18 protein-coding genes are annotated in these 19728 nt (G+C 61.4%); 3 read left to right on the forward strand and 15 right to left on the reverse strand.

The annotated features are described in order from the left end of the window. Window positions 1–22: 22 nt before the first annotated feature. From L0U83_RS38870 to L0U83_RS38890, 5 genes are all read right to left on the reverse strand, one after another. Entirely contained in the window at window positions 23–2248 is a 2226-nt protein-coding gene (locus tag L0U83_RS38870; protein ID WP_233889890.1) for a xanthine dehydrogenase family protein molybdopterin-binding subunit, read from the reverse strand. Further along, window positions 2245–2709, reverse strand: coding sequence for a (2Fe-2S)-binding protein (locus tag L0U83_RS38875; protein WP_233889891.1), 465 nt, complete (start codon window positions 2707–2709; stop codon window positions 2245–2247). The genes L0U83_RS38870 and L0U83_RS38875 overlap by 4 nt, the downstream gene beginning before the upstream one ends. Window positions 2710–2759: 50 nt before the next feature. Then, on the reverse strand, window positions 2760–4133 hold the full coding sequence (locus L0U83_RS38880) for an MFS transporter (RefSeq protein WP_233889892.1): 1374 nt from the start codon (window positions 4131–4133) through the stop codon (window positions 2760–2762). Window positions 4134–4253: 120 nt separating this feature from the next. Next, the gene (locus tag L0U83_RS38885; protein WP_233889893.1) at window positions 4254–5723 is read right to left on the reverse strand and encodes an aldehyde dehydrogenase family protein; all 1470 of its coding nucleotides are present in this window, start codon (window positions 5721–5723) and stop codon (window positions 4254–4256) included. 22 nt (window positions 5724–5745) lie between these two features. After that, complete coding sequence (locus L0U83_RS38890) at window positions 5746–6717, reverse strand: amidohydrolase family protein (protein WP_233889894.1); 972 nt, start codon at window positions 6715–6717, stop codon at window positions 5746–5748. Window positions 6718–6888: 171 nt separating this feature from the next. On the opposite strand from L0U83_RS38890, the gene L0U83_RS38895 reads away from it, so the two are divergent. Beyond that, entirely contained in the window at window positions 6889–7347 is a 459-nt protein-coding gene (locus tag L0U83_RS38895; protein WP_233889895.1) for a MarR family winged helix-turn-helix transcriptional regulator, read from the forward strand. Window positions 7348–7488: 141 nt separating this feature from the next. On the opposite strand, the gene L0U83_RS38900 is transcribed toward L0U83_RS38895, so the two are convergent. After that, window positions 7489–7911, reverse strand: coding sequence for a DoxX family protein (locus L0U83_RS38900; protein ID WP_233889896.1), 423 nt, complete (start codon window positions 7909–7911; stop codon window positions 7489–7491). 411 nt (window positions 7912–8322) lie between these two features. Here L0U83_RS38900 and L0U83_RS38905 point away from each other — a divergent pair, with 411 nt between their 5' ends. Beyond that, window positions 8323–11742: an ATP-binding protein gene (locus L0U83_RS38905; protein ID WP_233889897.1), complete on the forward strand. Its 3420-nt coding sequence runs from the start codon at window positions 8323–8325 to the stop codon at window positions 11740–11742. 18 nt (window positions 11743–11760) lie between these two features. On the opposite strand, the gene bioB is transcribed toward L0U83_RS38905, so the two are convergent. The 9 genes from bioB to L0U83_RS38945 form a co-directional block, all read right to left on the reverse strand. Next, window positions 11761–12765, reverse strand: a complete 1005-nt coding sequence (bioB, locus tag L0U83_RS38910; RefSeq protein ID WP_233890019.1) for a biotin synthase BioB — start codon at window positions 12763–12765, stop codon at window positions 11761–11763. Between the two features lie 22 nt (window positions 12766–12787). Then, window positions 12788–13684 carry a hydroxymethylglutaryl-CoA lyase gene (locus L0U83_RS38915; protein ID WP_233889898.1) on the reverse strand — a complete coding sequence of 299 codons (897 nt, stop codon included), beginning with the start codon at window positions 13682–13684 and terminating at the stop codon, window positions 12788–12790. Between the two features lie 45 nt (window positions 13685–13729). Then, window positions 13730–13861, reverse strand: a complete 132-nt coding sequence (locus tag L0U83_RS40665) for a hypothetical protein (protein WP_267939814.1) — start codon at window positions 13859–13861, stop codon at window positions 13730–13732. Window positions 13862–13893: 32 nt separating this feature from the next. Further along, on the reverse strand, window positions 13894–14535 hold the full coding sequence (can, locus tag L0U83_RS38920; protein WP_233889899.1) for a carbonate dehydratase: 642 nt from the start codon (window positions 14533–14535) through the stop codon (window positions 13894–13896). Between the two features lie 138 nt (window positions 14536–14673). Further along, entirely contained in the window at window positions 14674–14961 is a 288-nt protein-coding gene (locus L0U83_RS38925) for a DUF4148 domain-containing protein (RefSeq protein ID WP_233889900.1), read from the reverse strand. Window positions 14962–15201: 240 nt separating this feature from the next. After that, a complete protein-coding gene (locus L0U83_RS38930; RefSeq protein ID WP_233889901.1) occupies window positions 15202–16662 on the reverse strand; it encodes an aldehyde dehydrogenase family protein in 1461 nt (486 codons plus the stop codon). A 50-nt stretch (window positions 16663–16712) separates the two neighbouring features. Then, complete coding sequence (locus L0U83_RS38935) at window positions 16713–17093, reverse strand: BON domain-containing protein (RefSeq protein ID WP_233889902.1); 381 nt, start codon at window positions 17091–17093, stop codon at window positions 16713–16715. 91 nt (window positions 17094–17184) lie between these two features. After that, entirely contained in the window at window positions 17185–17487 is a 303-nt protein-coding gene (locus L0U83_RS38940) for a Dabb family protein (RefSeq protein WP_233889903.1), read from the reverse strand. A 232-nt stretch (window positions 17488–17719) separates the two neighbouring features. Continuing rightward, on the reverse strand, window positions 17720–18685 hold the full coding sequence (locus L0U83_RS38945; RefSeq protein WP_233889904.1) for a LysR family transcriptional regulator: 966 nt from the start codon (window positions 18683–18685) through the stop codon (window positions 17720–17722). Window positions 18686–18816: 131 nt separating this feature from the next. Here L0U83_RS38945 and L0U83_RS38950 point away from each other — a divergent pair, with 131 nt between their 5' ends. Then, the gene (locus L0U83_RS38950; RefSeq protein ID WP_233889905.1) at window positions 18817–19701 is read left to right on the forward strand and encodes an intradiol ring-cleavage dioxygenase; all 885 of its coding nucleotides are present in this window, start codon (window positions 18817–18819) and stop codon (window positions 19699–19701) included. The last annotated feature ends 27 nt before the right edge of the window (window positions 19702–19728 follow it).

Below are 19728 nucleotides of genomic sequence, written 5' to 3' on the forward strand. Positions count from 1 at the left end.
AAACAGTCATCGACCAAACAGATCAGGCAAGATGCTGCAGAATCTTTTCCGGCAACACGGGAAGATCGCGTATCCTGACGCCACACGCATTCGCGACGGCATTTGCCAAGGCGGCACCGGCCGGCCCAAGTGAAAACTCGCCCGCGCCAAGCGACGCTTCATCACGGCCCTCGAGCACCACGACATCGATTGGCGGAACCTCCTGGAAGGACAAGATGGGATAGTCCTGCCAGTGGCGCGTGCTGATCTCGGTGCGGGTGAACATGACGCGCTCCTTGAGCGCCCAACTCAGTGCCTGGATGATGCCGCCCTCGACCTGGTTGCGCACTCCATCCGGGTTGATCACGCGGCCCACGTCGATTGCGGCAATCACATTCGTCACGGTGATATTTCCCGTGGAGCGGTCGACGTGGACATCGACGACCATCGCTGCATATGCCCCTATGTTCTTGTAGCGCGAATATGCGAAACCACGTCCACGCTGCCCATCACCTTTCAGGCCGGATTGCCAGCGGGAACGGCTAGCGGCCGCTCGCACCACAGCGATTGCGCGGGGGTCGCTCAGGTGTGCCAGGCGAAACTCGATCGGGTCGGAGTGCGCCGCCATAGCCAGTTCGTCCATGAACGACTCGATCGCAAATACGTTGCCGTACGCGCCCAGCGTGCGCAGGGAACTATTGCGCACGGGCATATCCAGGAGCAGATGGTTGGTCACCTTCCGGCGCGGGAAATCATAGACCGGCACGGCATTGCGGTCCCCATTGCCGTATGGCTGCGGGATCTCCGCAGGCGGCGACGGCTGGAACGGCTTCGCGAGATGCCAGGCGGCCAGCAGGTTCAGGCCGCCAGGCTCGCCTGGCCGCATGGCGTGCGAATTGGTCCATACGTCATAGTTCCAGTCGGCAATGCGGCCCTCGCTGTTCAAGCCCGCTTTCACCCGCATCACCATCGCCGGACCAAAGGGAGCCCAGCCGAATTCGTCGTCGCGCATCCATTGGACTTTTACGGGCCGACCCGCCACTTCACGTGCGAGCAGTGCCGCGTCGAGCGCCACATCGTCGGCGCCGTTGTGGCCGTAACAGCCCGCCCCGGGAACGTGCACGACATTGATTGCGCCCGCCGGCATGTCCAGCACCGTCGCAAGATCGCTGCGCAACCCAAACACGCCCTGTGTATGGGACCAGACCGTCATATGCCCATTATCGAGTTGCGCAACGGAGCACGAGGGACCAATCGACGCGTGCGACAGGTATGGGCGCGAATAGGTGGCTTCCAGTTGCGCCGAAACATCGGACGCCGCCGCCTCCTGCCCTGCCGCGCTAATGACTTTGTCTTCGCTACGCCAGTGAGGCAATGCTGTCTGGAGATGATCGACGTCCGGCAGCGCGACGAAATCCTCACTCCACTTGCTCTGTTCGATCAAGGCACGGCGCGCCGCGATGGCCTGCTCTTCGCGCTCGGCGATCACACCGAGGAAATCGCCATCGCGAACGACTGCGACGACACCCGCAAGCCTTCGCACGAATGCAACATCGACGGACAGCAGCTTTGCGCCATATCTCGGGGGCCGTACAATCCGGCCAAAGAGCATATTGGGCAGGCGCATGTCCTGAACGAATGCCGCCCCGCCCGTGAACTTGGCGGGCAAGTCGATGCGAGGCACCGACTTGCCGACAAGCTTGTATTCTGAGGGATTCCTGGGCGCGACTGCGGCCACCTCTCGCGAGAGAAGCGCCTTGTTCTCACGCACGATATCGGCGTATGTCACGCGCCGGCCGTCGGCGGCGAGAATCACGCCGCTTTCGACACGAAGCTCCGGCGCCGCAACGTTGAGCTTGTGGGCCGCCGCCCCAAGCAGGACCGCCCGCGCCTGCGCCGCGGCGATGCGTAATGCCGCTCCTGACTGCTCTATCGACTGGCTGCCGAACGTATAGCCTTCATTCGGGCTGCGGGCTGTGTCCGCGGAAATCATGCGCAGACGGGATAGATCCACGTCGAGTTCTTCCGCGGCAATCTGCGAGAGCGCGGTGAGAATTCCCTGCCCCAGTTCGGCCTTGCCCGAGAAAACCGTGACCATGCCTTCCTCGTCAACGCGAATCCAGCCGTCTAGCTGCCGGTTGGCGAGTAGATCGCGCGGAAGGCCGGGTTCGGCTGACGCAAAATCAGCAAATGGCTGAAGCGAGAACGTCGCGATGATCGCACCAGCGAGCTTGCCGAATGCGCGCCGGGAAAGTCGGACGGTACTCATGCGCGCGACTCCTGCGCGGCACGCTGGATCGCGCGGACGATCCGGTTGTGCGCGCCACAGCGGCATTTCTGGCCCGCCAGCTCGCGCCGGATGGTCGCGTCATCGGGAGAGGGATTTCGCTCCAGCAAGGCTTTCGCGGCCATCAGCATCCCGCTCGAACAATAGCCGCACTGCGCGGCCTGCTCGGCGAGGAAGGCTTTCTGCAACGCGTGGAGATGTTCGCTGTGGCCCAACCCTTCTACTGTGGTCACCGGCGCCTTGCCAACTGCTTCGACAGGAAATACACAGGAGTTCGTAGCATTTCCGCCAACCAGTACCGTGCACGCCCCGCACTGCGCCTCGCCGCAACCAAACTTCGGCCCGTTCAGCTGGAGATCATTGCGCAGCACGTAGAGCAGTGGCGTGTCTGGGTCGACATCCAACTGGTGTTGCTTTCCGTTTACTGCGATCGACATGCGCATTTCAATTCCCCTTGACTTCCCATTGCTGGCGCTAACCCCGCCCTAACCCGCTAGCAGTCGGTGCAAACGGCCGCGCTTCGCGCCGTGACACGGCTGAGCCAAACCAGCATCAGGCACGATGCCAGTGCGGGCACGGCCGCCGCGACGAACAATGTCGTGTTCGACCACTGCAGCTTGATCAATTGCCCCGCCACCACGGGGCCAATAATCGAGCCTGCCCGGCCAATCCCCAGACTCCAGCCAACGCCCGTTGCCCGCAGCGACGTTGGATAGAGCGTCGCGGTCAATGCATTCACCGCCGGCTGCCCGCCCACGATGCACACGCCGCTGATCAGCACAACGGCATAGCGCAATCCCGTCGACAAATCAGGCAACCCAACCGCCGACACCGAAAATGTCGCCACCAGAAAACCGAGCGCGAGCACGCGGTAAAAGCCGAAACGGTCCATCAACGGGCCCATAAGCAAAGCGCCTGCCGTACCGCCAATCTGCAAGGTGGTGCCGATGAGCACGGCCGTCGATACGCCATGGCCGACCCGCAAGGAAAGCATCGGCAGCCAGTTCGAAAGAAAGAAGAGATTGAGCAGGTTGGCAAAGTTGATGCCCCATAGCAACAACGTGGTCGTCCCGCGGCCATGCCGAAAGAGCTCCCCGACCGAGGCCTTCGCATGAGTCTGTCCGTGCACCGCAAAGCGGGTCTGCGGCCCGACTCGCACGCCCGGCGCGATTTTTCGCAGCCACCGCGCAATCGTCTCAGGGCTGTGCTCCTTGAGCACGAGCAGCTGAATCGATTCCGGCAGATACCTGAGCATCGCAACGGCAATGACGAGCGGCAAGACGCCCCCGACGAAGAACACCGAGCGCCAGCCCAGCGACGGAAGCAGGATTGCGCAGAGCAGCCCTCCGGCAATTGCGCCGCCAGTGAATCCGCATGAGACCCATGTCATCAGTGACGCGCGATACTTTTGCGGGCTGTATTCGCTCACCAGCGCAATGGCATTGCCCATCACGCCACCGATGCCGAAACCCGTCATGAAACGAACGACGAGGAACTCGGGTACCGTGTGAACCAGCGTCGTACCCAGCATGCAGAGCCCGTAGAACACGGTAGCACCGGCCAGAATGGGCCGCCGCCCCACTCTGTCGGCCATGGCGCCGAGGACGATCGAGCCCGCGAGCATGCCGAGCAAACCCGCGCCGAAGACGGGTCCGAGCTCCGCGGGACTGATGTGCCACGCCTGCACGATCGCGGGCGCGACAAACCCCATCGTCTGCACGTCGAAGCCGTCCATCACCACCGAACAGCCGATCATCACCATGATCCAGATCTGGAATCTGCTCAGTGGTTGGCTATCTATCAGTGCGCTGATGTCGATGATCGACGTTTGCGCCTCTTCCACTCGCTGCGCGGTATCGGGGATCACTATGCACCTCGCTCGGTTCGAGCATGAAATCTTGCGCGAGTGAGCAGTTGCACCCACTCGACATTGCCGCCGGGCAACGCTGCGCATCGCCCGTTTGCGGTTGGACTGCACGATGCGGTTCTAGAACGGATAGGCAGGAAGTTCTTCGCGGCTCGTCATCCACTGCCATTCCGTAAACTGATCCGCATTGGTCAGCGTGCTGTAGTTGTTGCCGTTGCCGGACAAACCCAGACCACCCATCGGCCCGAACACTTCGTGCATGACCGTCTGGTCGTTGATGTGGACGATACCCGCGTGAAGCCGGTCCGCAATCCGCTGGGCCCGGCGCAGGTTGGGCGACGCCACTGCCGCAACGAGTCCGTAGCGGTTCTGATTGGCCAGCGCAACCGCTTCGTCGTCGGTCTCGAACACGGTCACGGCAGCCACGGGACCGAAGATCTCTTCATCGAACACCGGCATCCCGGGCGCAACGTCGACCATGACGGTAGGCTTGAAAAACAGCCCGTCGCGCGACCCGCCGGCCAGCACCCTTGCGCCCTTGCTGACCGAATCGGCCACGATGCGATCGACGTTCGCGGCCTGCCGCTCGTTGACGAGGGGCCCAAGGTGGAAGTCGCCCTTGGACGGGTCGCCGACCGTGAGCACCTCTGTTCGCCGCACGAGGCTTTCGATGTAAGCGTCAGCAATCGATGCTTGAACCAGATGCCGCCCCGCGGACATGCAGACTTGTCCCTGGTGCAGGAACGATCCCCATGCCCCGGCGCTTGCCGCGGCTTCGACATCGACGTCGTCCAGCACGATGTAAGGGTTCTTGCCGCCCAGCTCGAGATTCGCGCGCTTGAGCAGACCGCCCGCCACGGCGCCAATCTGTTGCCCTACCCGCGTGGAACCTGTGAAGCTGATCATGTTGACGAGCGGGTCGCGGACCAGCGCGTCACCCGTCTCGGGCCCGCCAGGCAGCACGTGGAACAGCCCCTCAGGCAGACCGGCAGCTTCGAACAACCGCGCGTAGAAAGCGCCTCCGCAAACCGACGACTGCGGGTCAGGCTTGAGCAGCACCGCGTTACCGGTTGCGAGCGCCGGCGCAATGGCCCGCGCCGCGAGGATCAACGGCGAGTTCCACGGAGTAATGACCCCGACCACGCCTAGCGGAATCCGGCGCGCAACGCTATGCAGTCCCTTCATGTCGCTCGTCGTGATCACACCGGTCGGCTGGCTCGCCAGCGCCGCGCCTTCGAGAATCTCGCGTATCGCGAGTTTGACCTCCAGTTGCCCCTTCGGCCGGATCGATCCGGTCTCGCGCACGATCTGGCGTGCGATCTCGTCTGCATGCACCTGTAGCAAACGCGCAGCCTCGCGCAAAATATCGCCGCGCTGCGGCCCGGGGGTCGCGGCCCACGCGTGCTGTGCATCGGCTGCGCTCGCGGCCGCCGCCGACACATCGGCGGCCGACGCGCAACCGATCGAGCCCATTGCCTCGCCCGTGGCCTTCTCGGTCACGGGCATCGTGCCGGCGCCGCCGGTTTTCCACCCGCCGCTATAGATCTTGTTGTGCCACAGACCGGCAGGCACCAATTCGCTCACAGACATTCGAACTCTCCTGTTATCCGCGTCATTCGAGACCGAACAGACGGCGCGCGTTGTCCCGTCCAATCTTCACGCGATCGGTTTCGCTGATCGCACAGGTGTCAAACCACTGGGACGCCTCGTCATGCGTTTCGAACGGGTAGTCGACCGAATACATGATCCGGTCGCTGCCCATCTCCAGCATCGTGGCCAGCAGCGTCTGCGTTCTGAAATTCCCGCTCGTGGTGACGAAGACGTTCTCTCGCAGGTATTCGCCTACACTGCGCTTGCAAGGCAACCCTCGTGGTGCCTTCTTCAGAATATGATCGACGCGCCAGACGTTGAACGGAATTCCCTCGCCGAGATGGCCAAGAATCATCTGCAAACCGGGGTTACGGTCGAACAGGCCCGAGGTCATCAGTCTTAGTGCATGAATGCTGGTTTCGACTGCGAACGCCCAGGTCGCGGCGGTCAGCCAGGGAAAGCCGTCGTAGATCGGTTCGCGGGAAGGCAGCGGATCCCGCGGATGCATATAGAAAGGCTTGCCCAGCGCGGCCGCGCTCGCCCAAAAATCGGTGTACTGCGGCGCGTCGTAGTAGACGACGTTTTCCACATCGCCCACCTGGGAGAAACCATTCACCATAAAACCATGGAATCCTAACTGTTTTACGCAACGTTCAAGCTCGCGCGCGGCAGCGTCCGGATCCTGCATCGGCAACGCGGCGAATCCACCCAGACGGGACGGATGACGCGAGACATGTTCGGCGAGAACATCATTAGCGCGCGTTGCAACCTCGATCGCTTCCCTGACATTCTCGATACTCTGGATGCCAGGCGAGTTGAGCGACAGGATCGAATACTCCGTTCCGCCCTGCTCCATGCGCTCGAGGCGCTGCTGCTCGATGTCCAGCAAATTCGACTTCAGCATCTCCCATACATGGGAAGGCGCGTAGCCTTTCGACTGCTCAATCGTCAGGTCAATCGCAAAATGCTCTTCAAGCGCTATCTTGTTTCTCATCAATCTGCTCCGGTTCAGCGTACGACGCCGTGCCCCTATGGGGACGTCGAGAGGGATATCCCGGTTCGCGCCGGGATGTCATTTCTTTGATTTTTCAAATAACTATGGAGCCGAGTATAATTGATTTTTCAAAGAATCGTGCCCACGTAAACCCTCAGGCCAGTAGCCACCATGAAGAAGCCCAAGAGTCCGCAAGAATTGGAATTGGCGATCCCGTTCCTGCTCACCCGTGCCGGAGGCAGGATGGGAAACGCGTTCGCCAGGGCGCTGAAGCCGTTTGGCCTGAATCTGAGTGAGTGGCGAGTCTGTGCCTCGCTGCTGTACGTGCCGCACCAGTCCCTGACTGAACTGTCCTTACATGCGACGACAGATACCTCAGCGCTTTCCAGGATTCTTGACCGTCTTGAGATCCAGGATCTGGTTAAGCGCGACAGGAGTTCGACCGATGGGCGGTCGATCAGAATTGCGCTGACGAGAAAGGGGGAGGAACTTGCCCAGAGCATCGTTCCCCTCGCCAAGCAACATGAGGCGGTACTGTTACGCGATTTCGCTGCCAGCGATGTGCAGTCACTTCGTGCGATGCTGCTCAAGCTGTACGAGAACGCAGGCGCGCTCGACGATCTTTTATAGAGTCGTTGTACTGATCAATTGACGCGCGGGCCCCGACTGCCGGCAAGCGTCGTCGCGCCATACGCAACGCCGCTGACAATCTCGTTCGGCGTCACCGCGGCTTCCTGAAAGCGCGGTGGTCGTCGTGGACAATTCGTCCGCTCAGCTCGCGCTCGGCGAAGCTGCACGCGTGCTCACCCGCCCGGCAAGGGCGTCCAGGCTGAACGCGCCGGCACCAAAGTAAGCGATCTGCAGCAGACCGCCCGCCATCATCACGTTCTTCAGAAAGTGGATCATCTGGTTCTGGTCTGCGAAGTTGCGATGGAAGAAGAGTGCGGTGACCACACAAAACACGGCCATCGCCGGTGCCACTGCGCGGGCGCGGTAGCCCGACATCAGCAGCAGACCGCCGCCCGCCTCGATCAGCACCGAGACGATGAACGCAAGCGGCGGAACCGGAAGGCCGACCGCTGCGATATGGGCGACGGTGGCGCCGTACGCACCCATCTTGCTCAACCCGCTCATGAGGAATGGTGCACCAATCAGAATACGGCCCAGCAGCGGGAGAAACTTGTAACGATCCATGAACACCCTCCGAAAGTCGTGAAATAGTGGATTGTGAAAAAAGGTGGGAAAGCGTAGGCGCATCCCTCTTCGTTCTCCCGAATAACGGGCAATAGCGAATCCGGCGTCATACCGGAATCTCAATTGATCGTTTGATTGAGGGGCATGCTAGCGCCACATCGGCCGAGCGCCTACTGGCCGATTCGCAACGCTACATTGTCGCCAGTAGAACGATGCCGGCCCGCTTCGCAAGATCGGCCATCCGTGCGGCTCTCGAATCCGTCACTTGTGCAGCGCAAACGCCCTCTTCCTGCCGAGGCGAACACCTGGGGCACCACGCGCCGCACACGTCTCCAGGGTGGCGATCCGCCTTGATACGCCGGCAGATTCGGCGTTTAATCGGTCACAGGGCCGTCGAAGTCGAGAGGCGATATGCGCTGCGCGGATTGCGGTTTCGAAAACACCGCCGGAGCCAATTTCTGCGAACAGTGCGGAACAAGGCTGGCACGAATCTGTACGCGATGCGGCGGTGAGCTGAGCGCGACCGCGCGCTTTTGCAATGCATGTGGCGCGCCCGCTGGTGGTGCGCTTCAGGCATCGCCCGCAGCACCGATTCAATATACGCCAGCGCATCTTGCCGAGCGCATTCTCGCCGAGCAGGCTGCGATCGAAGCCCAGCAAGGAACGGCGGTCGAACGCAAGACGATCACCGCCCTCTTTGCCGACATGGCCGGTTCGACCGCGCTGATCCATGAACGGGATCCGGAAGATGCCCATCGTCTGATCGAACCAGTCATCGCCTTGATGATGGAGGCTGTCCATCATTACGAGGGGTTCGTGGCGAAGTCGCTCGGCGACGGCATTCTGGCGCTTTTCGGCGCTCCCATTGCACACGAGGATCATCCTCAACGGGCACTGTTTGCGGCCCTGCGCATGCAGGAAGCGATGCGCAGGCATGCTGACCGTGTCCGTTTGCAGGAGGGTATTGCGCTGCAGATTCGCGTGGGTGTCCACACCGGCGAGGTCGTGGTGCGCTCGATCCGCAAGGACGACCTGCGCACGGATTACGATCCGGTCGGGCACACCATCCATATCGCCTCGCGCATGCAGACGATCGCCGCGCTCTCCTCGGTGCTCGTCAGCGAATCGACATACAGGTTGAATGTGGGGTACTTCGAGTTCAAGGCGTTGGGCGCCACCCAGATCAAAGGCATTCAGGAACCGCTGGAAGTCTTCGAGCTGATTGGCCTGGGCGCGCTGCGCACACGCCTGCAATTGGCGGCGCATCGCGGTCTGGCCCGTTTCGTGGGCCGGGCGGCTGAACTGGAGCGCTTGCACGCCGCACTGAGCCAAACGATGGCGGGACATGGGCAAATCGTCGGCGTGGTGGGTGAAGCCGGCGTCGGAAAGTCGCGTCTGTTCCATGAGTTCAAGGAGCGCTCGCAGCGCGGCTGCCTGATTCTCGAGACGTTCTCGGTTTCCCACGGCAAGGCGTTTCCCTATTTGCCGCTCATCGAACTCCTGCGCAATTACTTCCAGATCACCGCGCAGGACGACGAACGACGGTGCCGCGAAAAGGTCACGGGACGCGTTTTGACGCTCGAGCGCAGCCTCGAAGACCTGCTGCCCTACATCCTGTATCTGCTCGGCGTCGGCGAGGCGGATTCGACGGTCGCGACGATGGACGTCCGAATCAGGCGAGACCGGACGTTCGATGCGATCAAGCGGCTAATCGAGCGTGAGAGCCTGAACCAGCCGGTGCAGTTGCTGTTCGAGGATCTGCAATGGCTGGACAGCGAGACCGAAGCATTCCTTGCGTTTCTCATCGAGCACGTGGCGAGCGTCCGGATCATCCTGCTTCTGAACTTTCGCCCCGATTACCGCCCGGCGTGGCTCGACAAGGACAACTACTGCCAGATGAGGCTCGATGCACTCGGGCCAGCCGAAGCGCAAGACCTGCTCAGCGGGCTGCTGGGCGACGATCCCGGCCTCACGCTGCTGAAGGAGCGCATTCTCGAAAAGACGGAAGGCAACCCCTTTTTCATGGAAGAGGTGGTCCAAACGCTGGTCGAAGAAGGTGCGCTGCTCGGCGAATCCGGCCACTACCGGATTACGAAAACCCCTGCCGAGCTGCACATCCCGACTACGGTGCACGGTGTGCTGGCCGCCCGGATGGATCGGCTGCCCGTCGCGGAGAAGACATTGCTGCAACATCTGGCGATCGTCGGCAAGGAATTCCCCTGGAGTTTGATCCGACAGGTCGTCGAGCAAACGGAAGATGAGTTGCGCAGCTTGCTCTCGCGCCTCGCGACCGCTGAGTTCATCTATGAGCGACCGGCCTTCCCGGAAGTTGAGTTCACGTTCAAACATGCGCTGACCCAGGAGGTCGCCGCAAGCTCCCTGCTCTCCGAGCAGCGCAGTCTGCTGCACGAGCGCACGGCGCGGGCCATCGAAGCCCTCTACGCTGGCCGGCTCAACGAGCATTGCAGCGAGCTGGCGCATCACTACAGTCTGAGCAGCAATTCACAGAAGGCCGTGGAGTACCTGCACCGCGCGGGCCAGCAGGCCATGGAGCGCACGGCCAGTCTCGATGCGATGCGCCACTTCCAGACGGCGCTTGCGCTGCTCGAGCGCCTGCCCGACACACAGGAGCGCGCGCGTCAGGAACTGGCACTGCGGCTCTCGCTCGGCCCCGCGCTGATGGCGGCGCGGGGTTACGCTGCGCCGGAAGTCGAAGCAACGTATACGCGCGCGCTGGCGCTGTGCGAACAGCTTGGCGATAGCTCGCAGCTCTTTCCAGCGCAATTCGGCCTGCGGACCTACTATTCCTTGCGCGCGAATTACGTGACTTCGCGCGAGCTCGGTGAACGGCTGCTGCGGGTCGCCTGTAGTGCGCAGGATCCGGATCTGCTGGTCGAGGCGCATAGCGCGCTGGGATCGAGCCTGTTCTTTCAAGGCGACTTCCTCACCGCGCGTGAGCACCAGGAAGTGCTGCGTGCGCAGTACGTGCCCGAACGGCATAGCGCTCATGCATTTATCTATGGCATGGATCCGGGTGTGCGCACGTTGAGCATCGGCTCCTGGACCCAGTGGTATCTGGGCTTTCCTGATCTGGCCAGTGAACGAAGCGGGGAGGCCGTGTCTCTAGCCCAAAAGATCGCTCACCCGTTCGGCCTGGCGTTCGCGCTTGTCGCCGCGTCGATGCTGCGCCTGCTCATGCAGGAACCACGCTCGGCGCAGGACTTTGCCGACGCAGCCATCATGCTCTCGACCGAACAGGGGTTTCCGTACTACCTGGCCTGGGGAGCGATCCTCCGCGGTTCGTCGCTGATCGAGCAGGGCAACGTGAATGATGGCATCGGAGAGATGACTCAAGGACTCACGGCATACCTTGCTACGGGTGCCGAGCTGTCGCACTCCTATTTTCTGGCTCTGAAAGCCGCAGCCTGCGCGCGCATCGGACGAGCCGCTGACGGACTCGACGTGCTCGCCGACGCGTTAACGCTGGTCGAAAAGACCGGGGAGCATTTTCACGAGGCGGAACTGCATCGGCTCCGGGGCGAACTGCTCCTTGAGCATCCGGGGGGCCGGACACTCGATTCTATCGACCAGCAACGGGCGGAAGCCTGCTTTCAAAAGGCAATCGCGATCGCAGCCGACCAACGCGCGACTTCGCTGCAGTTACGCGCGACGATGAGCCTGGCGCGCCTGTGGCGAATGCAGGGCAAGCCAGGCGAAGCCGGCAGGATGCTGAGCCTGGCATACGATGTCTTCACTGAAGGTGCAGACACGGTCGACATGCGACAAGCGAGAGAATTGCTTGACGAGATGGCGAAGGAAATGGATGCCTAGCGCCAGGACTCAAGAGGTTCATGCCGCACGTTCGCCACGGACCCGCAGGTCCAATCGTTGGAGCAACGCGCGATCTCGCGCGGCTTGCGGATTAGCCGTAGTTAGCAGCTTGTCGCCATAAAAAATCGAGTTTGCTCCCGCCAGAAAGCACAGCGCCTGTAAAGCGTCGTCCATCTGCTCGCGTCCCGCCGAGAGCCGTACCATTGCGCGCGGCATCGTGATGCGCGCGACCGCGATAGTCCGCACGAATTCGAATGGGTCCAGCGGCGCAGTGCCGGCCATTGGCGTCCCGTCGACCTGCACCAGATTGTTGATCGGCACCGATTCCGGTTGCGGGTCGAGGTTCGCGAGCTGTGCGATCAGGCCCGCCCGGTGCAAGCGCGTTTCGCCCATGCCGACGATGCCACCGCTGCATACGTGGATGCCGGCGTCGCGCACGTGGGCCAGTGTATCGAGACGATCCTGGTAGGTCCGGGTGCTGACTACGCTGCCGTAGAAATCCGGCGCCGTATCGAGATTGTGGTTGTAGTAGTCGAGGCCGGCGTCTTTCAACGCCTCGGCCTGGTCCGCGCCCAGCATCCCGAGCGTCATGCAGGTTTCGAGCCCCAGCGCCTTCACTTGCCGGACCATCTCGGTCACCAGCACCATGTCGCGCTCCTTCGGGCTGCGCCACGCGGCGCCCATGCAGAAGCGCGTCGCCCCCTCGCCTTTCGCAGCCCGCGCGGCCTCGACCACTTCCGCCACCGGCATCAGCTTGCCGGCTTTCACGCCAGTGTCGAAATGCGCCGATTGCGGGCAATAGCCGCAGTCCTCCGCGCAACCGCCAGTCTTGATCGAGAGCAGCGTCGACAACTGGATCTCGTTGGAATCGAAATTCTCGCGGTGCGCCTGCTGCGCACGATGCAACAGATCCATCATCGGCAGGGCAAACAGTGCGTCGACGTCTTCGACGCGCCAGCGCGCGTCTGGCTCCACGACAGGTTTCCTCAGAGCCGACAACGCAACAGTGGCGATAGTGTTCATACGGCAACTCCAGGGAAGAGACTCACGATCGTTTGGCCAGCATCGCGCGCCCCACGCGCGACCCGTTGTCCCGGCCAAGTTGCGCCGAGATCCATGCCCCGCAATCGACGAGTGCATCCAGATCGATGCCGGTGCTTGCCCCTAGCCCGTGCAACAGATACACGATGTCCTCGGTCGCGACATTGCCAGTCGCGCCTTTCGCGTAGGGGCAGCCGCCCAGCCCGGCGACCGAGCTGTCGAAGACGCGCAGTCCGAACTCGTACGACGCATGCACGTTGGCCGCCGCCATCCCGTAGGTGTCGTGGTAATGCCCGGCCAGACGGTCGGCTGGCACCCTCTCTGCGACCGCGTCGAGCATCCGCAGCACCGAGGCCGGCGTGCCGACGCCGATCGTATCGCCGAGCGACACCTCGTAACAGCCGAGATCGTGAAGGCGCGAGGCGACATGCGCGACCTGCTTCGGGGCGATCGCGCCGTCGTATGGACAGGCCACGACGCACGATACGTAGCCGCGCACCTTGACGCCCTGATGCTTCGCGGCGTCGAGCACTGGAACGAAACGGTCGATTGATTCATCAATCGAGCAGTTGATGTTCTTCTGCGAGAACCCTTCCGAGGCGGCCGCGAATACCGCCACCTCGCTCGCCCCTTCGGCCACTGCGGCTTCGAATCCCTTCAGATTCGGCGTCAGCACCGGATAGTTCACGTCCCGCCGGCGTCGTAGCCCGCGCATCACGTCGACCTGGTCCGCCATCTGCGGGACCCACTTCGGCGACACGAACGATGTAACCTCGATATCGCGCAGCCCCGCCGCAGCGAGACGCTCAATGAGCTCCAGTTTGATTGCAGTCGCAACGTTCTGCTTTTCGTTTTGCAGACCGTCACGCGGGCCGACCTCTACGATGCGTACCTGTTCCATCACTCAACTCCTTCGAAATCCACCAGCCCGGCGCCGTCGCTCACTTCATTGCCAGGCGCGTACCGATACGCCTTGAATCGGGAGCAGGTTCCGCCCTTCACGGTTGCGTCGCATCGCATCGGCATTGGCGCGAAAATCGGCCAATCTCGGGTTGACCTGCGTTTCGAGAGCCTGCATGCCTCGCTCCCTGATTCCTCGTTGTATATGTTTCAGCTTAGCGTCTGCAGCGATTCGCGATATCGCTCGTCCCACGCCTGCCCGCCGCTGACGCTCACGCCGACCCGCCGCAGCAACCCGTCAGCAAGATCATAGACGAGGCCGTGGACCTCGATGCGCTGGCCGCGATACCATGCGCGCCGCAGAATCGTAGTGCGGCAGACATTGGCGACCTGCTCGACAATGTTGAGTTCGACCAGCCGGCGGGCTCGATCCTTGTCGTCACACGCGCCTAGCTGTGACTCGTGCTTGTTCGCAATATCCTCGATATGGCGCAGCCAGTTGTCGGCCAGCCCTGTCGAACGGTGCTCGACGACCGCCTGCACGCCGCCGCAGCCGTAATGGCCAACAACCATGACGTGCTCGACCTTCAGCGTCTCGACTGCATACTGCAGCACCGAGAGGCAGTTCAGGTCCGAATGCACGACCACGTTGGCGATATTCCGGTGCACGAACACCTCGCCTGGCGCGAGCCCGAGAATTTCGTTGGCGGGCACGCGGCTATCGGAGCATCCGATCCACAGGTAACGCGGCGATTGCTGCGCCGCGAGACGCGTGAAGAATTCGGGATCCTCAGCGACGTGCTGGCTTGCCCACGCACGGTTGTTGGCGAAAAGGTTGTCCAGAGTGCACATTACGAACTCACATCGTTTGCGGGCATTGTTTGCCCCTGGTTAGCATGCCTCGGCGGCCACTCCTGGCACCGCCACACTAATACAGCTTTTCACAGGCCAACCAGACAAGAACGCCAGATCTGCACGGGCGGCCAATCACTACTCCGGATGACGCGTTGTACCCGCACCCGTGGTTCCGCTGACAACACCGCCATAGCCCGTTGCCGACGCTTGCACAGCGGCGTTTTGCGCCGCGACCTTGGCTTGCGCTGCCTGAATGTTCGCCGGGTAGTGAAGCTGGTCGTTGAGGTCGTGGCTTGCTTCTTCGAGCTGTGCAAGCTCCGTTTTGAGTTGTGTGCGCTGAATTTGCTGATCGGACTGGGCAAACGATTGGACCGGAACGGCGACAACACTGGCAATGACAGCAGCTGCGGCAAGAAACTTCATGATCGTTATCTCCTGAGTTGATGTAACGGCAGGATGCCGTTACTTTACGATCGTGAAGCATATAATACATCGAGGCATGCCTTACGGGTAAGCCCTGACTCGCCTAAGCAGCATTGCTCCAGGAGCAACGAACATGCAAGGTAGTTCGACGAACCGCAATCCTCCGATCAAAATATCATACGGTATGCGAAACAACACCAACGCCCTTCGGAACCATGAATCCGGTGACTCGGCGGGGCCCTAAAACGGATACGGCGTCTGACCGCTGCGCGAATTGATCCAGATGACATCGCTGAAATCGGCCAGGCTATCCGGCCCTGTGCGTCCCCAGCCACTGTCACGCACACCGCCCATCGGCGCGTGGATCTCGTCGTTGACCGTCGCCGTGTTGACGTTCACGATCCCGCACTGAATCTTGGGGGCGAGTTCAAATGCACGGTAGGTGTCACCGGACAGAATTGAGGAGCTCAGGCCGTAGTGGGTACGGTTGGCGGCGGCGATAGCCTCCTCGGGTGTGTCCACGGCTTCCACCACGACGACTGGCCCGAAGGTCTCCTCCTGCGCAACCAGGGCGTCGGCCGGCACGTCGGAAAGGATCGTCGGTTCGTAGACCTGCCCCTCGTAACGCCCGCCAGTGCGCACCCTGGCGCCCCTGGCCACCGCTTCCTTGACACGCTCGTGGACAAGCTGGACGGCCGCCCGCGTAACCAGCGGTCCGATGATGGTCTTCGGATCCTGTGGGTCTCCGCGAGTCAGGGTTCGTGTCCGCTCTACGAAGCGAGTCATGAACTCCTCGTATATTTTGCGTTGGATGATGATATGGCGAGTATTCAGGCAAATCTGCCCCTGATGGAAAAAACTGCCAAAGGTCGCCGTGCGAACCGCATAGTCGACGTCGACGTCGTCGAGCACGATCATCGGGTTGTAGCCGCCGAGTTCGAGGACCGTACGTTTGAGCGTACGGCCCGCCCGTTCGGCCAGCAACCGGGCCGTCTTCACGCCGCCAATCAGATTGATGACCCGTACGTCGGGGTGTTCAAAAAACTCATCAGCGATCTCGCTCGCGGCGCCGGGTGCGTGTGACACCACGTTGATCACCCCATCGGGGAAGCCCGCCTCGTGCGCGATATCCGCGAGTATCAGGCCAGCTGACACCGGCGCGAGTTCGGATGGCTTGACCACCACGGTATTGCCAGCGCCGATCGGCGAGATGACCGCCCGCCAGGACAGAATGCTGGCGCCATTCCATGGCGTGAAACTCGCCACGACACCGAGCGCGCGACGCACAGCGACGGAGTGTACTCCCGGCTGGTTGGTTGCCAGCACCTCGCCCGTTGGCAAGTACATCCAGCCTGCGGCCTGTTCGAGCGTCGCCGCTACGAGGTCTTGCTGGAAGTTCGCGAAGGAAATCGTACTGCCGGTTTCGCGGGCGAGTATGTCGGCAATCTCGCTACGACGGCGCTTGATGATTTCTGCGGCCTTCAGGAACAGACGCGCGCGCTCAGCCGGGGGCGTGCTCGACCACGCAGGGAAAGCGCGCGCGGCGGCTTCAACGGCTACTCGTGCCTCTGCCCGGCCACCCGCCGCGACTTGCGCGAACGGCTTGCGACTGAAGGGCTCGAAGACTTCAAAGGTGCGGCCGCCCTGAGCTTGATGCCAGGCACCGCCCGCATAGTACCTGTAAGTCGGAGTATTTATCACTTCGATATCCTTATTATTCCAGTGCAGTGTGGCATCAAGCTTTCTTCAGATCAGAGCTGAGGCCGCAGAGTCATCTTGTTGGTCACTGACTTGACGCCCGTAACCTTACCGGCGGCTTCCGTTGCAATCTGCTCCTGGGCCTGGTTATCGACAAAGCCGCCCAGAATCACATCGCCCGTTTGCGAATTTGCGAAGACCGCAATATCTGTCCCTCCAAGGCCCTTGGTCTTGTTCAGCGCCTGGTGGATTTTCTTTGCAAATTGCCGGTTCGCGGCACGCTCGGCTTTCTTCGAAAGTGTGGGCTGAGACGCCTCGCCAGGCCCCGCGGCCCCGCTTCCCGCAGCTGCAGAGGACGCTGTTCCCTGGGCAACAGCAGCCGTCGAAAGCAATGCCGCTATCGCCCACACTGCCACTCTGTGTGTCGTTCTCATTAGATCACCATGGTTTCTGCAAATTTCAGATTGCGGGGCGAATGCCTTTCTTCATCGACTTCGCATCGCCGCTCCAGGTCAACATGCGCACTTAACCGGCGTAGTAATCAACTTGATGACGTGTCTGTCTCATACCGGATAACGCCGCCCGAACGCGAAGATGTTCCGGGTGGTTCGCATACGCGTCGAGCGCAGCGCGCGATTCGAAATCGGCGACCAGGACAGCATCGCACGCGTAGTCAACCTCGCTGACGTCAAGCCCCACATCCAGGCCCAACAATCCTGGGATCAAACCTCTAAGACTCTCGAACGCCGTTTTGACGCGCGTAGCCGTTTCGCGGCGCTCGCTCGCGGATTGACCCGCAACACGCCACATTACGATGTGCCTGATCATTACGTTGTCTCGCGAATTGGGTTCAACCTCACACTTCATACCACTATACTTTCCGATCGTCAAACTTTGAAGTTAACGATAGAACCGTCCCGCGTGGAGAAAAATGCGCTCCCGGAAAAATTGATTTCCGCCCGGTGGAAGAATGTGTGGCGTCAGACAGGTGCCAGGTCGCTCGCGTGGCTCAGGCCGGGCCCCGCACGGCGACACGGTCGCTTGCCTAAGGTGTACGGAATCAGCGAACCTGGGGCTTACGCGCGATTCGCGCGGAAACGGCGGTTTTGGGCACCGCGTTCCAGCGATTCTCCAGATCGAGACTCCTGACATGCTCGGTCAACGCATCCGCAAAAACCCGAATCTTCGCAGGCTGGTTCCGTCGGCTCTGATAGGCGAGGTTAATTGTCAGCGGTGGCAGGTCCCAGTCGCCCAACAACGGCACCAACCGCCCCGCGACGATATCGTCGTGCACGATGTAGAGCGGCTGAACCACGATCCCCAGTCCGGCCCTACCCGCGGCGCAGATCACCTGCCCTTCATTCGACTCCAGCACCGCGTTGATTGGAATATTGCGCCGCTCCCGACCTCGCTTGAATTCGAGCAAATAGGGATTGGCCGCATAGCTGTAAACAAGCACGTTCTGATTTGCAATATCTTCAGGTGTTTCCGGCACGCCATGTTTGGCAAGATACGCGGGCGACGCGGCCAGCACACGGCGCGTGTGCGCCAGCCTCCGAACGGTAATGCCTGAATCTCCTTCATGTTCGCGCGTGCGGATCGCGCAATCGATGCCCGCCTCGATGAAATTCGGGTAACGGTTCGCCGCCGTAATCTGTACAGCCAGCTCCGGATAGCGTTGCCTGAATTCCGGCAGCCACGGCGCGATATGCAACACTGCGAAAGACACCGAACTGGTTACACGCAGTACTCCTCTTGGCCGCCATGCCATATCACTGACTGCGTTATCCGCTTCCGCGATGTCCGCGAGAATCGATGCGCAACGCTGTTGATACTCGCGTCCCGCATCGGTGAGCCACAGCCGGCGGGTGGTCCGTTCGACCAACCGTGTTCCTAGACGGTCCTCGAGCGCACTGAGCATCCGGCTCGCCGCTGCATTTGACATGCCCAGACGTTCTGCCGCTTTGGACAGACTGCCGAGTTCGGCGGTCAGCGCAAAGAACTCCATTTGCGTGTAGCGATCCATGCGACGATTCTTCCGCTGAGTGGAAATATGTTTTCAATATAGCGCATATTTTTTCTCCTGGAACGTCGCTAGAGTGCGCACATGATCGCTCTTCGGAGCGGACCCAGCCAATAAAAGCCTGGAGACACGCAATGCGCAACATTAACGAGGACAGCATCACGCAGGCAGTGATTGCTGCGATGTCGGGGTGCAACAACGAGCGGCTGCGCACGGTCATGACGAGCCTCGTCCAGCATTTGCACTCATTCGCCCGCGAAGTGGCGCTGACCGAGAGCGAGTGGCTGTACGCGATCAACTTCCTGACCGACGTTGGCCACATCACGGACGAAAAGCGCCAGGAGTTCATTCTTTTGTCGGACACGCTCGGCCTGTCGATGCTGACTACGACTCAGAACAACCGTAAGCCTTCCGAGTGCACAGAAGCCACGGTGCTCGGGCCTTTTTTTGTCGAAGGGGCACCTGAGTACCAGAATGGCGACGACATCTCCAACGGAGCGGCAGGACTGCCGTGTTTTGTCACGGGCCACGTCCGCGGTCTTCACGGAGAACCGGTAGCCAAAGCGGCGCTCGAAGTCTGGCAGTCGGACGAAGATGGCTACTACGACGTGCAGTATGCTGCCCAGCAGCAAAGCAACGCGAAGCATCAAGGCCGCGGTCGCTTGCACACGCTTCCTGACGGCCGCTTTCACTTCCGTTCGATTCTCGCGGAAGCGTATCCAATTCCGCATGACGGCCCGGTAGGCAAGATGCTCGAAGCGCTCGGACGACACCCCTGGCGCCCGGCACACCTGCACTTCTGGATCAACGCGTCCGGATACGAGCCTCTGATCACACATATTTTCCGTAACGGAGACAAGTACCTCGACTCGGACGCGGTCTTCGGCGTGCGCTCGACCCTCGTGGCTGACTGGATCGAGCACCCGCCCGGTGTCGCGCCCGACGGCACGCACATGGATACGCCGTTCTACACGCTCAACTATGACTTCGTCCTCAATCCTGCCGGCCATACTTCATGATCCTGCGCCCCGGAAAACGCGTCGCGC

It is taken from the genome of Paraburkholderia flagellata (genome assembly GCF_021390645.1).
Taxonomy (GTDB): Bacteria; Pseudomonadota; Gammaproteobacteria; order Burkholderiales; family Burkholderiaceae; genus Paraburkholderia; species Paraburkholderia flagellata.

What these genes read in the sequence shown, in the direction of transcription:
- L0U83_RS38900 (WP_233889896.1), bottom strand. Translation starts at nt 7,911, where the DNA reads ATGGATCGTTACAAGTTTCTCCCGCTGCTGGGCCGTATTCTGATTGGT.
- L0U83_RS38875 (WP_233889891.1), bottom strand. Translation starts at nt 2,709, where the DNA reads ATGCGCATGTCGATCGCAGTAAACGGAAAGCAACACCAGTTGGATGTC.
- L0U83_RS38950 (WP_233889905.1), top strand. Translation starts at nt 18,817, where the DNA reads ATGCGCAACATTAACGAGGACAGCATCACGCAGGCAGTGATTGCTGCG.
- L0U83_RS38915 (WP_233889898.1), bottom strand. Translation starts at nt 13,684, where the DNA reads ATGGAACAGGTACGCATCGTAGAGGTCGGCCCGCGTGACGGTCTGCAA.
- can (WP_233889899.1), bottom strand. Translation starts at nt 14,535, where the DNA reads ATGTGCACTCTGGACAACCTTTTCGCCAACAACCGTGCGTGGGCAAGC.
- bioB (WP_233890019.1), bottom strand. Translation starts at nt 12,765, where the DNA reads ATGAACACTATCGCCACTGTTGCGTTGTCGGCTCTGAGGAAACCTGTC.
- L0U83_RS38935 (WP_233889902.1), bottom strand. Translation starts at nt 17,093, where the DNA reads ATGAGAACGACACACAGAGTGGCAGTGTGGGCGATAGCGGCATTGCTT.
- L0U83_RS38905 (WP_233889897.1), top strand. Translation starts at nt 8,323, where the DNA reads ATGCGCTGCGCGGATTGCGGTTTCGAAAACACCGCCGGAGCCAATTTC.
- L0U83_RS38890 (WP_233889894.1), bottom strand. Translation starts at nt 6,717, where the DNA reads ATGAGAAACAAGATAGCGCTTGAAGAGCATTTTGCGATTGACCTGACG.
- L0U83_RS38885 (WP_233889893.1), bottom strand. Translation starts at nt 5,723, where the DNA reads ATGTCTGTGAGCGAATTGGTGCCTGCCGGTCTGTGGCACAACAAGATC.
- L0U83_RS40665 (WP_267939814.1), bottom strand. Translation starts at nt 13,861, where the DNA reads ATGCAGGCTCTCGAAACGCAGGTCAACCCGAGATTGGCCGATTTTCGC.
- L0U83_RS38925 (WP_233889900.1), bottom strand. Translation starts at nt 14,961, where the DNA reads ATGAAGTTTCTTGCCGCAGCTGCTGTCATTGCCAGTGTTGTCGCCGTT.
- L0U83_RS38945 (WP_233889904.1), bottom strand. Translation starts at nt 18,685, where the DNA reads ATGGATCGCTACACGCAAATGGAGTTCTTTGCGCTGACCGCCGAACTC.
- L0U83_RS38895 (WP_233889895.1), top strand. Translation starts at nt 6,889, where the DNA reads ATGAAGAAGCCCAAGAGTCCGCAAGAATTGGAATTGGCGATCCCGTTC.
- L0U83_RS38940 (WP_233889903.1), bottom strand. Translation starts at nt 17,487, where the DNA reads ATGATCAGGCACATCGTAATGTGGCGTGTTGCGGGTCAATCCGCGAGC.
- L0U83_RS38870 (WP_233889890.1), bottom strand. Translation starts at nt 2,248, where the DNA reads ATGAGTACCGTCCGACTTTCCCGGCGCGCATTCGGCAAGCTCGCTGGT.